Source organism: Mycolicibacterium aurum (assembly GCF_900637195.1).
Taxonomy (GTDB): domain Bacteria; phylum Actinomycetota; class Actinomycetes; order Mycobacteriales; family Mycobacteriaceae; genus Mycobacterium; species Mycobacterium aurum.
The window spans coordinates 872955-887285 of record NZ_LR134356.1 but is presented as its reverse complement, the minus strand read 5'-3'; the positions used below and the strand labels follow the sequence as shown (position 1 = coordinate 887285).

Annotated in this window: 12 protein-coding genes; 9 read left to right on the top strand and 3 right to left on the bottom strand. The window is 67.6% G+C overall.

Features of this window, described 5'->3' with window-relative positions; translation table 11 throughout:
- Positions 1–233 precede the first annotated feature (233 nt).
- Entirely contained in the window at positions 234–1418 is a 1185-nt protein-coding gene (locus tag EL337_RS04300) for an ROK family protein (protein ID WP_048634048.1), read from the bottom strand.
- 88 nt (positions 1419–1506) lie between these two features.
- On the opposite strand from EL337_RS04300, the gene EL337_RS04295 reads away from it, so the two are divergent.
- From EL337_RS04295 to EL337_RS04270, 6 genes are read left to right on the top strand one after another with little or no spacing between them, the layout of a single operon-like run.
- Positions 1507–2463, top strand: a complete 957-nt coding sequence (locus EL337_RS04295; protein WP_048634047.1) for a sugar phosphate isomerase/epimerase family protein — start codon at positions 1507–1509, stop codon at positions 2461–2463.
- A 14-nt stretch (positions 2464–2477) separates the two neighbouring features.
- On the top strand, positions 2478–3620 hold the full coding sequence (locus EL337_RS04290; RefSeq protein WP_083443185.1) for an ABC transporter substrate-binding protein: 1143 nt from the start codon (positions 2478–2480) through the stop codon (positions 3618–3620).
- 10 nt (positions 3621–3630) lie between these two features.
- Positions 3631–4692 (top strand): ABC transporter ATP-binding protein, encoded by a 1062-nt coding sequence (locus tag EL337_RS04285; protein ID WP_053086852.1) that lies wholly within the window; start codon positions 3631–3633, stop codon positions 4690–4692.
- 3 nt (positions 4693–4695) lie between these two features.
- Positions 4696–5631 (top strand): ABC transporter permease, encoded by a 936-nt coding sequence (locus EL337_RS04280; RefSeq protein WP_048634045.1) that lies wholly within the window; start codon positions 4696–4698, stop codon positions 5629–5631.
- On the top strand, positions 5628–6416 hold the full coding sequence (locus EL337_RS04275; RefSeq protein ID WP_048634044.1) for an ABC transporter permease: 789 nt from the start codon (positions 5628–5630) through the stop codon (positions 6414–6416). Before EL337_RS04280 ends, EL337_RS04275 begins: the two co-directional genes overlap by 4 nt.
- Entirely contained in the window at positions 6413–7498 is a 1086-nt protein-coding gene (locus tag EL337_RS04270) for a Gfo/Idh/MocA family protein (protein WP_048634043.1), read from the top strand. Before EL337_RS04275 ends, EL337_RS04270 begins: the two co-directional genes overlap by 4 nt.
- A 56-nt stretch (positions 7499–7554) precedes the next feature.
- On the opposite strand, the gene EL337_RS04265 is transcribed toward EL337_RS04270, so the two are convergent.
- Both EL337_RS04265 and EL337_RS04260 read right to left on the bottom strand, forming a co-directional pair.
- Positions 7555–8814 (bottom strand): IS30 family transposase, encoded by a 1260-nt coding sequence (locus EL337_RS04265; protein WP_235666611.1) that lies wholly within the window; start codon positions 8812–8814, stop codon positions 7555–7557.
- Between the two features lie 99 nt (positions 8815–8913).
- Entirely contained in the window at positions 8914–9597 is a 684-nt protein-coding gene (locus tag EL337_RS04260) for a TetR/AcrR family transcriptional regulator (RefSeq protein ID WP_048632162.1), read from the bottom strand.
- A 147-nt stretch (positions 9598–9744) separates the two neighbouring features.
- Here EL337_RS04260 and EL337_RS04255 point away from each other — a divergent pair, with 147 nt between their 5' ends.
- The 3 genes from EL337_RS04255 (at position 9745) to EL337_RS04245 (ending at position 14221) form a co-directional block, all read left to right on the top strand.
- Positions 9745–10170 (top strand): MmpS family transport accessory protein, encoded by a 426-nt coding sequence (locus EL337_RS04255; protein ID WP_048632163.1) that lies wholly within the window; start codon positions 9745–9747, stop codon positions 10168–10170.
- Positions 10167–13046 carry an MMPL/RND family transporter gene (locus EL337_RS04250; RefSeq protein ID WP_048632164.1) on the top strand — a complete coding sequence of 960 codons (2880 nt, stop codon included), beginning with the start codon at positions 10167–10169 and terminating at the stop codon, positions 13044–13046. The genes EL337_RS04255 and EL337_RS04250 overlap by 4 nt, the downstream gene beginning before the upstream one ends.
- A gap of 182 nt (positions 13047–13228) precedes the next feature.
- Positions 13229–14221, top strand: coding sequence for a DUF2293 domain-containing protein (locus EL337_RS04245; RefSeq protein ID WP_048632385.1), 993 nt, complete (start codon positions 13229–13231; stop codon positions 14219–14221).
- The last annotated feature ends 110 nt before the right edge of the window (positions 14222–14331 follow it).

Below are 14331 nucleotides of genomic sequence, written 5' to 3'. Positions count from 1 at the left end.
GCCCACGGGCCGATGTTCAACGGCCGGTCTATCGCCTGGCCAGAAACTTTGACCCTGGCGCTACACGGCTGCCTAGTCTCGAAAACGCCCTTCGTGCCGATGTATGTAGCGCCGAAGGCCCACGCGGGCGGTTGTTGAGGCAGGCACTCGCGCCTCAGTGCCCAGTCAATCGACGAAACTGCGCTGGCTGCGGCCAAATAAGCAAAACGGCGACACTAGATGCAATCTCGCCGTCAACCCACCATCGCATGGCACGCAAACTCCGCCGCCCCCACCGCCCCGTCGTCCCGCCCCAACTGGCACGTCCCGATCACCAGCCCCCGCGTCGCCGCCGGCCGCGCGTGCTCGTACACCCGCTGCCGCACCGCGCTGAGCACAACGTCCTCCGCACCCCGGATCCCCGTCGACAAGAACACCGCCGCCGGGTTGAAGATCGTCACCAGCCCCGCGATCGCATACCCCACATGCCGCCCGGCCGCCCGCAATAACGCCGTCGCCGCCGGATCCTCCATCTGCGCGGCCTGCCCCAGCGCCGCCAGCGAAAGCGGCCCCGCCGCAGCAAGTTCCGCCAAAGCGGGCGAGGCCCCCGACGCCGCCAAGGCTTCCGCCTCCCGCACCAACGCCGGCGCCGACACCAACGCCTCCAGGCATCCGGTGTTCCCGCACGCACACACCACATCGCTGGCCGGGTCGATGCACACGTGCCCGAGGTCGCCGGCGTACCCGTCGCTGCCGCGCGCCAGCCCGCTGTTGACCACCAGCCCGCTGCCCACACCGCTCGAAATCTTCACCACTGCGTAGTTCCGCAGCCCCGACGCTGGCCCACCCCGCGCCCGCTCCGCGACAGCCAGCACGTTCACGTCGTTCTCCACAAATGCCGGCACGCCGAACCGCTTCGCGAAGTGCTCCCCGATCGACACCCCCGCCCACCGCGGCATCGTCGGCGGCGGCTCCGACACCTGCCCCAGGTTGTCGATGTCGGCCGCGATCGACACCCCGATCAGCCGCAGCTCCGACCCGGCCTCCGCCACCGCCGACTTCAACGCCACATCGATCGCCCGCAGCGCCGGGCCCGGATCAGCCGGCGCCCCGCACTCCACCACAGACCGCGCCACCACCGTCCCGTCCAGCTGCATCAGCACCAGCGACACCCCGCCCGCATCGATGTCGACGCCCGCCACCAGACCGAAGGCCGCATCCGCCAGGACCAGTCGCGTCGCCCGCCGGCCGCCCGTCGACACCATCGAGTCGACCTCTCTGACAACACGTTTCCCGATCAGCGTGCCGACCTCCGGCGACAAGCGCGAACGCGAGACGTCCAGCAGCTCCGTCAGCTCCGCCCGCGCCAGCGGCCCCCGCGTCAGCAGCGCGCCGACCACCCGCCGTTGCAGCGGCGTCAGCCGCACCAGTTCCGTCACGGAAAGACGCAAGTTGTTCTAGACACGGACAGAAGGGTCTCATAGGTTCAAGATCACCAGCAAGACCCAAACTCTGTGAGGGAAGACAATGAGGCTCGGTTTCTACACCGACTACAGCGCCGACATCGCGCAGTTCGCCCAGACCACGGGCTTCACCTCGATGGAGCTGTCCGCCTGGCCGCAGTCGGCGCTCAACGCCGACGAGATCACCGACGAGCGCATCAAAGAGATCCGCGTTGACCTCGACGACCGCGACATCCAGATCTCCGCGCTGGGCTACTACCCCAACTACCTGGCCGCCGACAAAGACGAAGCCGCCGAATACAAGCGCTACTTCCGCAAGGTCATGCAGCTGGCCGCCCGCATGGAGGTCCCCGCGGTGTGCACGTTCGCCGGCATGACCCCCGGGTTGACCGTCGAGCAGTGCATGGACCCGTGGGCCGACCTGTTCTCCGACTTCTGCGTGGAGGCCGAGGATCTCGGCATCAAAATCGCCATCGAGAACTGCCCGATGCTCAACCACAAGGAGCGCACCGGCGAGAACCTGGCCTTCAGCCCCGAGATCTGGCAGGCCATGTTCGAGGCCGTCCCCTCCCCCGCCCTCGGTCTGGAAATCGACCCGTCGCACCTGGTGTTCCTCGGCATCGACCACATCCAGGCCATCTACGACTTCGGTGACCGGATCGTGCACTTCCACGCCAAGGACATCGACATCGACGAGCGCAAGCGCGGCCGGCTCGGCTTCTACGGCCAGGCCTTCGGCCCGCTGCAGGGATTCGGCAACGGCTGGTGGCGGTTCCGCGCCCCCGGCTGGGGCGTCATCGACTGGCGACGCGTCATCACCGCCCTCACCGAGGTCGGCTACGCGGGCAACATCGACATCGAGCACGAGGACGAGGTGTTCGCCGCCGCCGCGATGGCCCACATCGAGGGCGAGGCCGACATCGTCGAGATGCTCGGAAAAGAGCCCAACGCACTGGTTTTGGGATACCGCTGCCTGGCGCCGATGATGCCGCTGGACTCCACCGCACTCCTTCCCCACTAGCACAGGAGCCAGCCATGAGAATCAGATCCGTCATCGCCGTCGCAGCGGTCAGTCTCGTTGCGATGACCGGCTTTACCGCCTGCAGCAGCTCCGAGGACACCACCGCCAGCGAAACCACCGGCAGTACAGCCGAACCCGCCACCAAACCCGACCGCCTCGTCATCCGCATCTGGAGCGGCGACCAGGAGAAGGTCTACGCCGACACCGCCGCCGCGAAATTCACCGAAGCCACCGGCATCCCGATCGTCTGGGACACCACCGACGAAGCCGTCAGCTACACCAAGCTGAACCAGGAGATCTCGGCCAACCAGCGCCCCAGCGCCGACGCCAGCTTCAACGCCCAGCAGCGCGCCTACACCAATGCCGCACGCGGATGGACCATTCCGCTCAACCCCGAGCTCGTGCCCAACCTGGAGAAGGTGACCGCCGAGACCGCCGCCCCGCCCGACCACACCGACGGCCCCTGGAACTACGTCAACCCCTACACGCTGACCGTGCCGTTCATCGTGCGCACCGATCTGGTGGACCCGGCGACGCTGAAGACGTGGGACGACCTGTTCAAGCCCGAACTGCGCGAAAGCCTGGCCGTCGACACCATCTACTCGTCCACCGCGTTCGGCTTCGCCCAGTCGATGGGCGTCGACCCCGCCGAGAACCCGCCCGCCGGCATGGACCCCGTCTGGGCCAAGATCTCCGAACTGCGGCCCAATTTGGCCCAACTCGGCTCCAACGCCGACGTCGTCACCGCGCTGACCAACGGCTCGGTCAAGGTCGCCATCAGCAACACCGGCTCCGGCATCCAGGCCCAGAACGCCGGCGCGCCCGTCGCGCTCGTCGCACCGGCCGAAGGCATCTACGTCGTCGGCGACGCCTACTACATCCACAAAGGCATCCCCGACGAGAACGCCTACTACGCCCAGGTTTTCGCGAACTACCTGCTGGACCCGGACGTGCAGTCGACCGTCGCCGAGAAGCTGGGCCTGATTCCGGTCAACCCCGACGCCACCGTGCCCGCTTACATGTCCGACAACAAGGCCGTGTTCCCGCGGACCGCCGAGGACCTGGAAGCCGTCAAGGCGATCGTGGCGCCGGTGCCGCTGATGGCGAAGAATGACGAAGCGTGGCAGAAGGCCTTCGACGCCGCGATCGGTCGCTAGGTTTCCACAGATGACCGCCGCCATCCGGGTGGACCACGTCGGTAAGACGTACGGCCATCTCACCGTGCTCGACGACGTCTCGGTCGAGATCGGCGACGGCGAGTTCTTCACCCTGCTGGGCCCGTCCGGGTCGGGCAAGTCGACCCTGCTGCGCATCATCGCCGGCCTCCTCGACGCCGACAGCGGCGACGTGGTGATCGGCGGACGCAGCATGGCCGGCCGCCCGGCCCACACCCGCGAACTCGGCGTCGTGTTCCAGTCGCTGGCGCTGTTCCCGCACCTGTCGGTCGGCGACAACGTCGCCTTCCCGCTGCGGATGCGCCGGGTCGGCCGCAAGGAGATCGCCCGCCGGGTCACCGAGGCGCTGGACCTGGTGCAGCTACCCGACCTGCAGCACCGCGCCGTCAGCGAGCTGTCCGGCGGGCAGAGCCAGCGCGTCGCCCTGGCCCGCGCCCTGGTGTACGAGCCGCGGATCCTGCTGCTCGACGAACCGCTGTCCGCCCTCGACCGGCGGCTGCGTGAGTCCATGCAGCTGGAGCTCACCCGCATCCACCGCGAGCTCGGCGTCACCATCGTCAACGTCACCCACGACCAGCGCGAGGCGCTGATGGTCAGCGACCGCATCGCCGTCATGGACGCCGGCCGCATCGTGCAGTGCGGGCCCGGCACCGACCTCTACGCCAACCCCGCTACGACGTTCGTCGCCGGCTTCCTCGGCGATCCGCTGCTGCTCGAAGGCGACATCACCACCGCGGGCACGCTGCGCTGCCCCACCGTCACCGTCGCCGTCGGGCCCGCGGTGCCGCTCGGCAAGGCCACCGCCGTCATGCGCCCCGAACGCCTGCGTCTGGTCGCCGCCGACTCACGGCACTGCTACGACAACGGCCTGCCCGGCGAGGTGCTGTTCTCCTCCTTCGACGGCCAGGGCACGTTCTATCAGGTGCGCCTGGACTGCGGGCCCACCGCGGCCGTACACATCCCCGCCGGCCGCAACGCCGCCCCGCACGACGTCGGCGACCCCGTCGTCGTCGCGTGGAACGCCGCCGACGTCCCGATCGTCACGCAGGCCTGACCCATGCATTCCCGCGCGGTGTCCGACCGCTGGCAGGAACTCCCGTCCGACGCGCGCTCCCCGCTGTGGCGGCTCGTCGATGCGCTTATCACCGTCCGCGGCGCGTTCGGCGCGGTGGTGCCGACCCGGCTGAGCCGGGTCGTGGCCCTGGTGCCCGGGCTGCTGCTGGCCGCGTCGCTGGTCGCTGGGCTCGGGGTGCTGCTGTGGAGCAGCCTGCACTCCTACGACAGCTTCCTGGCCGTGCAGGGCGACCTGTCGCTGACCCAGTACACCGACCTGGCCGCCGACCCCCAGTTCCACACCGTGCTGACCCGGTCGCTGACGATGGCCGTGCTGGCGCCGCTGGTGGCCGTCGCGATCGCGATCCCCTACGCGCTGACGCTGACCCGGGTGCGACGACGCTGGCTGCGGCTGGCGCTGCTCATCGGCGTGTTCGTGCCGCTGCTGACCGGTGACATCACCCGCACGTTCGGCCTGCTCGTGACCATCGGGCCCGGCGGCCCACTCGAATGGCTGACCGGTCTGCGACTGGTGGGCGGCCTGTGGGGCATCGGGATCGGCATCGTGCAGATCCTGCTGCCCGCGGCCGTCATCGTGCTGCTGCCCGCCGTGCTGCGCATCAATCCTGAACTCAGCGCTGCCGCAGCCACTCTCGGCGCCAAACCGCACACCGTGTTCCTGCGGATCACGCTGCCCCAGCTGCGCGTCGGGATCGTCGCCGCCTTCGCCGCCTGCTTCGCGCTCACCATGGCCGCGTTCGCCGACCCCGCCATCCTCGGCCGGGGCCTGAACAACTTCGTGTCCAACTTCCTGCAGGACCGCTACCTCGGCCTCGGCAACCCGGCCCAGGGCGCGGCCATCGGTATCGCGCTGCTGCTCATCGTCAGCCTCGGCACCGCGGTGATCCTCGTGCTCGGGCGCGCCAGGAGACGACGGTGAAGCGCGTCCGGCTGGCCACCGTCGTCACCGGCTGCGCACTGATCCCGCTGCTGGCACCCACCGTGCTGGTGGTGATCGCGTCGCTGTCGGCGGGCGAGGTCATGACGTTCCCGCCGCAGGGCTTTACCACTCACTGGTACAGCGAGATGTTCACCAACGCCGCCGTATGGACGGCGCTGGGCAACAGCCTCTACGTCGCCGGCATCAGCGTGGTGGTGAACGTGGTGTGCGGAGTGCCGGCCGCGCTGGCCCTACCCACCGTCGGCCGGTACAGCCGAACGCTGTTCACGGTGCTGCTGTCGCTGGGGCTGTCGTCGCCGACGATCGTCACCGCGTTCGCCTACTTCGACCTGTACGGGCAGCTCGGCGTCCGGGGCAGCCTGACCGCGGTCGCGGTGGCCGTCGCGGTGACGTGTTTTCCGTTCATGCTGTGGACGGTCTTGGCCGCGGTCGAGGACACCGATCCCAACCTGGTTCCCGCAGCCGCCACCCTGGGCGCCGATCCTGTGGAACAGTTCCTGTTCGTGCGCCTCCCCCTGCTGGCCCCCGGCATCGTGACGGGCGCACTGGTCGTGTTCGTGCTGAGCATCACCGACTTCGTGGTCAGCCAGGTGCTGACCACCATCGACAACCAGACCCTGCCGGTGTTCGTGTACTCGGGTCTGCGTGGCGCGATCTCGCCCGCGCTGGGCGCGGTGTCGGCGTTCTTCATCGCCGTGGTGGCGTTGGCGTTCGCGGTCGTGCTGCGCCTGGGCAAAGTGGAAAGGTTCCTGTTCCGGTCATGAGAGCAGCCATCGTCGGCACCGGGTTCATGGCCCGCACCCACGCGGAAGCGTTGGCCCGCATCAGGGTTCAGGTCCGCGGCGTCGTCGGATCCTCCTCCGACCGGGAGGTGGACTTCGCGCCCACCTACCCCGGCTTTGACGAGATGCTCGCCGACGACCGCGTCGACGTCGTCCACATCTGCACGCCCAACCACGTGCACTTCGAGCAGGCACTGGCGGCGCTGCAGGCCGGCAAGCACGTGGTGTGCGAGAAGCCGCTGGCGCTCACCCCCGCCGAGGCACACCAACTGTGCGCTGCCGCAACAGAACGCGGGCTGGTCAACGCCGTCTGCTTCATCAACCGCTTCTACCCGCTGTGCCAGGACGCCGCACTGCGCGTCGAGGCGGGATCGGTGGGCGCGGTCCGCCTCGTCACCGGGACCTACCTGCAGGACTGGCTGTCGAAGGACACCGACTGGAACTGGCGGCTGGACCCCGCCGCCGGCGGACCGCTGCGGGTGGTCGGCGACATCGGTTCGCACTGGCTGGATCTCGTGAGCTTCGTGACCGGTCAGCGGATCGAGTCGGTGATGGCCGACCTGACGACGGTGCTGCCGACGCGGCAACGCCCGACCGGTTCGGTGGAGACGTTCGCTGTGTCGACCGGCGACACCGAGCCGGTGGACGTGACGACGGAGGACATGGCCGGGATCCTGCTGCGCTTCGACGGCGGGGCCCGCGGCGTGCTCACGCTCTCGCAGGTATCGCCCGGACGGAAGAACCACCTGGCCTTCGAGGTCAGCGGTGCTGCAGCGTCGCTGGCGTGGGACTTGGAGAGTCCCGAGCAGCTGTGGATCGGATATCGCGACGCGCCCAACCGGATTCAGCTGCGCTCGGCCGGCGACTACCCGGCCGGCCACGCGCAGGGCTACCCCGATGCGTTCAAGGCGTTGTTCCGCGCGGTCTACGCCGACATCGAGGTGGGCAGACCGGCGGAGCAGCCCGATTATCCGACGTTCAACGACGGCTTCGAGCAGATCATCGTCGGCGAGGCGATCGCCGAGAGTGCGCGCCTGGGGGCGTGGGTGCCGGTGCAGCGCTGACGGCGGGTCCTTAGCCGCCGAACGTGGGGGTTATGCACGCAATTCGCGCGGCGGGTTCAAGGGGTGGATGCAACAGCTGGCGGTTTTGAGAGTAGTTCGTTGAGGGCTTCGGCGGGTGTTCTCCAGTTCAGTGTCTGGCGGGGTCGGCCGTTGAGTTCGGCGGCGACGTTGTCAAGGATGCCGGGACCGTGCAGCGAGAGGTCGGTCCCCTTCGGAAAGTACTGACGCAGTAGCCCATTGGTGTTCTCGTTGGTGCCACGCTGCCAGGGTGAGTGCGGATCGCAGAAGTAGATGTCGAGATCGGCTGCGGCGGCGATGGCGATGTGGTTGGCCATTTCCTTGCCCTGATCCCAGGTCAGAGAACGCCGTAGGTGCTCTGGCAGCTCGGTCATCTTCTCCACGATGGCGTCTTGGACTGCGACCGCACCGTGGTTGTCGGGCAGATGAAGCAGCATGACGAACCGGGTGGCGCGCTCGACCAAGGTGCCGATCGCAGATCCGGATGTGGTGCTGCCGATGATCAGGTCACCCTCCCAGTGCCCGGGCACTGCACGGTCGGCGACCTCGGCCGGGCGTTCGCTGATGTTAACCATGCCCGGGATCCGACCGCGGCGGGTCTCGGGCTGGCGCCGAGGCCGGCGAATGGCCCGCTTGGTCCGCAAGCACTGGTGCAGCTCACGGCGCAGCGATCCGCGCCCTTGGACGTAGATGGACTGGTAGATGGCCTCGTGTGACACCCACATCTCCAGATCGTCGGGGAAGTCGCTGCGCAACCGGCGCGCGATCTGGCGCGGACTATGACGCAGCTTCAACCGAGTCTGCACCTCGTCGCGCAAGGTGTCATTGGCGGCGAGCTTTCCTCGCTTGGGGCGTCGCGCCCGCCTCGCCGCCGACCGCTCACCAGCCAATGCGTCATAGCGCACCGTCGAGGTGCTACCGCTCTGGCGCGCACCGAAAGCCTTCTTGCGGCGGTAACCCGACTTGCGTCCGTCGTAGCGGTTCTCGACGTTATTGTCGAGTTCACGCTTGATCGTCGACGCCGCACGCCCGAGTCGCGCTCCGATCGAGCGCAGTGACTCATCACGGCCCACACCGACCTGAATTTGGATGCGCTCTTCGAGGGTCAGTCGGGGCTTGGGCCCCTCTATCTTCACCTCGTACACACGTTGTTTCACACCACCAGCGTCGGTCAGCCACTTCCGTGCCGCCCCCAGCGACACACCGACGGCGAAGGCAGCCTCAGCCGGATTGAGCCCCAACCCAATCTGCGCCCAGAACGCTTTCACCGTCGCCGGCTGAATCGCATGGGACCCCATCGCAACACTCCTCAATCAAAGGGTGTTGCATCCATCCCTTGAACCCGCCCGCCGAAACCGTGCATAGGGCCCACGCTCGACGCGCCGCCAGCCCACCGACTACGACGACTGCCCGGATTCCGTGGCCGCGGTGGGCTGCCACGTCGACATCGCAGCCTCCAGCTCGTCGTGATCGAGCGCCGACACCTCCAGCGGCTCCTGGCCCGGCTGACATCGCATGCCCTGCAACAACACCCCGACGTAGCGACGCCAGAGGTCCGACGACACCTCGCCGGCATACTCGCTCACCGCACCGGCCATCAGCGCGAACAGCGGCATATCCGTCGACGACACCTCCGGCCGCAGATGACCGTCGCGCTGCGCCCGCTCCACCAGCACCGCCACCCGCGGGTCGAGCCGGGTGCGGCCGGCATCCACCGAACTCCCGCAGTAGGCCTTGCTGAAGGCCGCCTCGCGCAGGCCGCGATCCGTGGCCGTCAGCTCACACAGCTGCCACACCAAGGACGCGAAGGCCTCCCAGGAATCCTCCATCTCCAACGCCGCGTCGGCGATCTCCACCAGTTGGTCCATGCCGTCCTGGAAGATGGCCTCGAACAGCAGGTCCTTGGTCGGGAAGCGCCGATACACCGTGCCGACGCCCAGGTTCGCGTGGTGGGCAACCTCGTTCAGCGTGGCCTCCAGCCCACGGGTGGCGCACAGCTCGCGGGCCGCTTCGATGATCCGCCGCCGATTGCGTTCAGCATCCTTCCGCAGACTCGACGCCCCCGATTCACCACCACTCACGCCGCCGAGTGTACGGACCGACTGCTGAAGTAGATTACTTTTGTCCACTTGGATTGCACCTATCCACTTTTTTGGTTAGGTTGCCTAGGCGACGATCGGTGCCCTCCAGAACCCGGGGGTCACCTTTGGGTGAAAGGGCCTCGCAACGTGACCAAGCTCGTCCAGCGACTGTGGTTGCCCGTCCTCGTCGTCGTCGCCGTCGTCGCGGGTGGCCTGACGGTCAACCAGTTGCGCGACGTCTTCGGCGCCAACCCCGTGCTGGTGACCCCGACCGGAGCCGCCAAGGCCGACTCGTTCAACCCCAAAGTCGTCACCTACGAGGTGTCCGGGTCCGGTAGCACCGGCCTGATCAACTACGTCGACCTCGACGGCATCCCGCAGCGCGTCGAGTCGGCGCCGCTGCCGTGGTCGCTGACGTTGAGCACCACCGTTCCCGCCGTCAGCGCGAACATCCTGGCCCAGAGTGACGGCGACGCCATCACCTGCCGGGTCATCGTCGACGGCGAGGTCAAGGAAGAACACACCGCCACCGGCGTCAACGCCCAAACCTTTTGCGTGGTGAAGTCAGCATGAGCGCCCATTCCGTCACCGACCGACTGCCGAGCCAGACGGGTCCGGCGCACCGGCCCTGGCTGCCGCGGATGCTGCGCACGCTGGCCGTGCCGATCATCCTGGCCTGGATCGCGCTGATCGTCGCCCTCAATGTCGTTGTGCCGCAACTGGAAGTGGTCGGCAAGGAACGCTCGTCCCCGATGAGCCCCAACAGCGCGCCCGCGATGATCGCCACCAAAGAGGTCGGCAAGGTCTTCGAGGAGTTCGACACCAGCAGCTCGGTGATGATCGTGCTGGAGGGCCAGGAACCGCTGGGTGCCTCCGCCCACGATTACTACGACACGATCGTGGCCGGGCTGCGCGCCGACACGCGCCACGTCCAGCACGTGCAGGACTTCTGGAGCGACTCGCTGACCGCGGCCGGTGCGCAGAGCAACGACAACAAGGCCGCCTACGTGCAGGTGTACATCGCCGGCGACCAGGGCGAGACGCTGGCCAACGAGTCGGTGGAAGCTGTGCGCACCCTGGTCGCCGACACCCCCGCACCCGACGGCGTGCAGGCCTACGTCACCGGACCGGCGGCCACCACCACCGACCAGAACGCCGTCGGCGACGCCAGCATGCGGACCATCGAGATGGTCACCTTCGCCGTGATTGTCGTGATGCTGCTGTTCGTCTACCGATCGGCGGTCACCACGATGGTGGTCACCGGCATGATGTTCCTCGGGCTCATGGGTGCGCGCGGCATCGTGTCGTTCCTCGGCTACCACGGGGTGTTCGGGCTCACCACGTTCGCGACCAACATGGTCGTCACGCTGGCGATCGCCGCGGCCACCGACTACGGCATCTTCCTGGTGGGCCGCTATCAGGAGGCGCGGCGCAACGGCGAGGACCGGGAGTCGGCCTACTACACCATGTTCCACGGAACCGCCCACGTCATCCTGGCGTCCGGCTTGACGATCGCCGGAGCCACGGCGTGCCTGCACTTCACCCGGCTGCCCTACTTCCAGACGATGGGCCTGCCGCTGGCGGTCGGCATGACGTTCGTGGTCGCCGCCGCGTTGACGCTGGGTCCGGCTGTCATCTCCGTCGTCACCCGCTTCGGCAAGGTGCTCGAACCCAAACGCATGGCCCGCTCGCGGGGCTGGCGCCGCGTCGGCGCGGCCACCGTGCGCTGGCCCGGTGCGATCCTGGTCGCCTGCGTGGTGGCGTGCCTGGTGGGTCTGCTGGCGCTGCCCGGCTACCACACCATCTACGACGACCGGGTGTATCTACCCGACGACGTCCCGGCCAACATCGGCTACGCCGCGTCGGACCGGCACTTCTCGTCGGCCACCATGAACCCCGACCTGCTGATGGTGCAAAGCGACCACGACCTGCGCAACCCGGCGGACTTCCTGGTGATCGACAAGATCGCCAAGGCGCTGGTGGACGTGCGCGGCATCGCCGAGGTGCAGACCATCACCCGGCCCGAGGGCAAACCGATCGAGCACTCGACCATCCCCTACACGTTGAGCGCCAACAGCACCGGCCAGATCATGAACAACGACTACATGCAGAAGATGTTGGACAACACCCTCAAGCAGGCCAACGACATGCAGGTCACCATCGATTCGATGACCAAGATGAAGTCGCTGACCCAGGAGATGTCGGCGATCACCAACCGCATGGTCACGTCGATGAAGAACACCAGCGCCACCATCGCCGACGTGCGCGACGACCTGGCCAACTTCGACGACTTCTTCCGCCCGATCCGCAACTACTTCTACTGGGAGCCGCACTGTTTCGACATCCCGGTGTGCTGGGCGATGCGGTCGATCTTCGAGAGCCTCGACGGTATCGGCTCGATGTCCGACGACTTCGCCGCGATGATCCCCGATTTCGAGCAGATGGCCGCGCTGATGCCGCAGATGGTGACGCTGATGGATCCGATGATCCAGACCATGCGGAACCAGAAGGAGATCATGCTGACGCAGTATCAGATCCAGAAGGCGCAGCAGGATCAGACGATGGCGTTGCAGGACAACGCCACCGCGATGGGCGAGGCGTTCGACACCGCCCAGAACGACGACTCCTTCTACCTGCCACCGGAGGCGTTCGAGACCGCCGAGTTCCAGCGTGGCATCAAGCTGTTCCTGTCCCCGGACGGACATGCCGTGCGGTTCACCATCATTCACCAGGGTGATCCGTTGACCGAGGAGGGCACCGCCCGCATCGACGCGCTCAAGGTCGCCGCCGAGGACGCCGTCAAGGGCACCCCGCTGGCGGGCTCGACCATCTACCTCGGTGGTAGCGCGGCGCTGTACAAGGACATGCAGCACGGCGCCGACTACGACCTGCTGATCGTCGCGACCGCCGCGCTGATCCTGATCTTCATCATCATGGTGATCCTGACCCGCGCCATCGTGGCGTCGGCGGTGATCGTCGGAACGGTGGTGCTGAGCCTGGGCACCTCGTTCGGCCTGTCGGTGCTGCTGTGGCAGCACATCGTCGGAATCCCGTTGCACTGGATGGTGTTACCGATGTCGGTGATCGTGCTGCTGGCCGTCGGCGCCGACTACAACCTGCTGCTGGTCTCCCGGATGAAAGAAGAACTCGGGGCCGGCCTGCACACCGGCATCATCCGCTCCATGGCAGGCACTGGGTCGGTCGTGACCGCCGCCGGCATGGTGTTCGCGTTCACGATGATCTCGATGACCGTCAGCGACATGATCGTCATCGGGCAGGTGGGCACCACCATCGGGTTGGGCCTGCTGTTCGACACCTTCGTGGTGCGGTCGTTCATGACGCCGTCGATCGCCGCACTGCTGGGCCGCTGGTTCTGGTGGCCGCAGCACGTACGGATGCGACCCCGGCCGCAGCCGTGGCCCGTGGCGCGGACCAGCGTCGGGGTCTGAGCCGCCGGGGTGAGTGTTGGAAATGCCCGGCTATGAGCGACATTGTCGGTGTCCGTGAAGCCTGACTAACGAAGCGCCGAATGTGTCGCTCATAGCCGGGCACACCAGAAAGTCGTCCCGGCGTCGGGCAGCGGCGACGGCGGCTCCGCATGTCGGCGGGCGCCACTACCCTCGGCGTCGCCATGACAGATCTGGATGACGCCGTCACACGCATTGCTGAGGCCAACCTGGCCGATCAGCAGTTCGTCACGCCCGTCGAACTCCTGATCGGGCTGAACTGGCTGCTTGAGTCGAGAGTCCATGCGTGGCTGGGCGGCCTGGTCACCTCGCTCGACCGGTGTCTGCGCGTGGACGAGACCGAGACCGCCGACGCTCTCACCGCGTTGCAGAGCTGGGCTCGCCGGCATGGCCTGAAGCCGTGGGAAACCGACTACGCCGGACTGCACTTCACCGCCGGCGGCCGCGTCGAGGACGAGCGTCGCTTCCGGACCCGGTGGGCGCGGGACGAGCACCCCGCGCCGAAGCCACCGCCACCGCGGTGCGCCCAGCCCAATATTCTGGCGGCCGAGCGCACCTGGGAGTGCAACGCCTGCGGCGGCGAACCCACCGATCCACTGCTCCGCGTCAAGGCCGGCGGCATCTGCCTCGACTGCACCGGGCTGGGCCACCTGGTGTTCCTGCCGTCCGGCGATGCCAACCTCACCCGACGCACCGCCAAGGCGAGCGGAGTCACCGGCGTCGTCTACCGCATGAACACCCCGAGGAGGCGCTATGAGCGCCAAGGCATTCTGGTCGAACTGCGCGCCGTCGAGCTGGCGGCCCGGCAATGTCTGGAGGACGACGACCTGACGCCGCGACGCCTCCGCGTCGACGACGCCCTGCGCCGCGTGATCGCCGACCACATCCGCGCCCAGTTTCCGGGCTGCCCGCCCCTGCGCGCCGAGGCGATCGCCTTCTACGCCGCAGTGCGCGGACGCGCGCGTCGCAACCGCGGCAACGCAGCCGACCCCGGTTCCGTCCTCGCCGCCGTCACGAACTCCGTCCGCCGCATCGACACGGACTATGAACGTCTGCTCTTGACGGGCCTCGAGCGCGCCGACGCCGAGAGGGCCGTGCAGATCCGCGTCGACGACATCCTCCGCACGTGGACCAGCGGCGCGACACTTCTCGACTGACGATGCCGAATTGTCACAATTGCTAGCCCGACGAAGGGTTTAGCTGAGCCGGTGGCTGGTTACCTCTCATTCGATTTTGAAGCGCCCGTCAAAAACATGACTGAAGACCT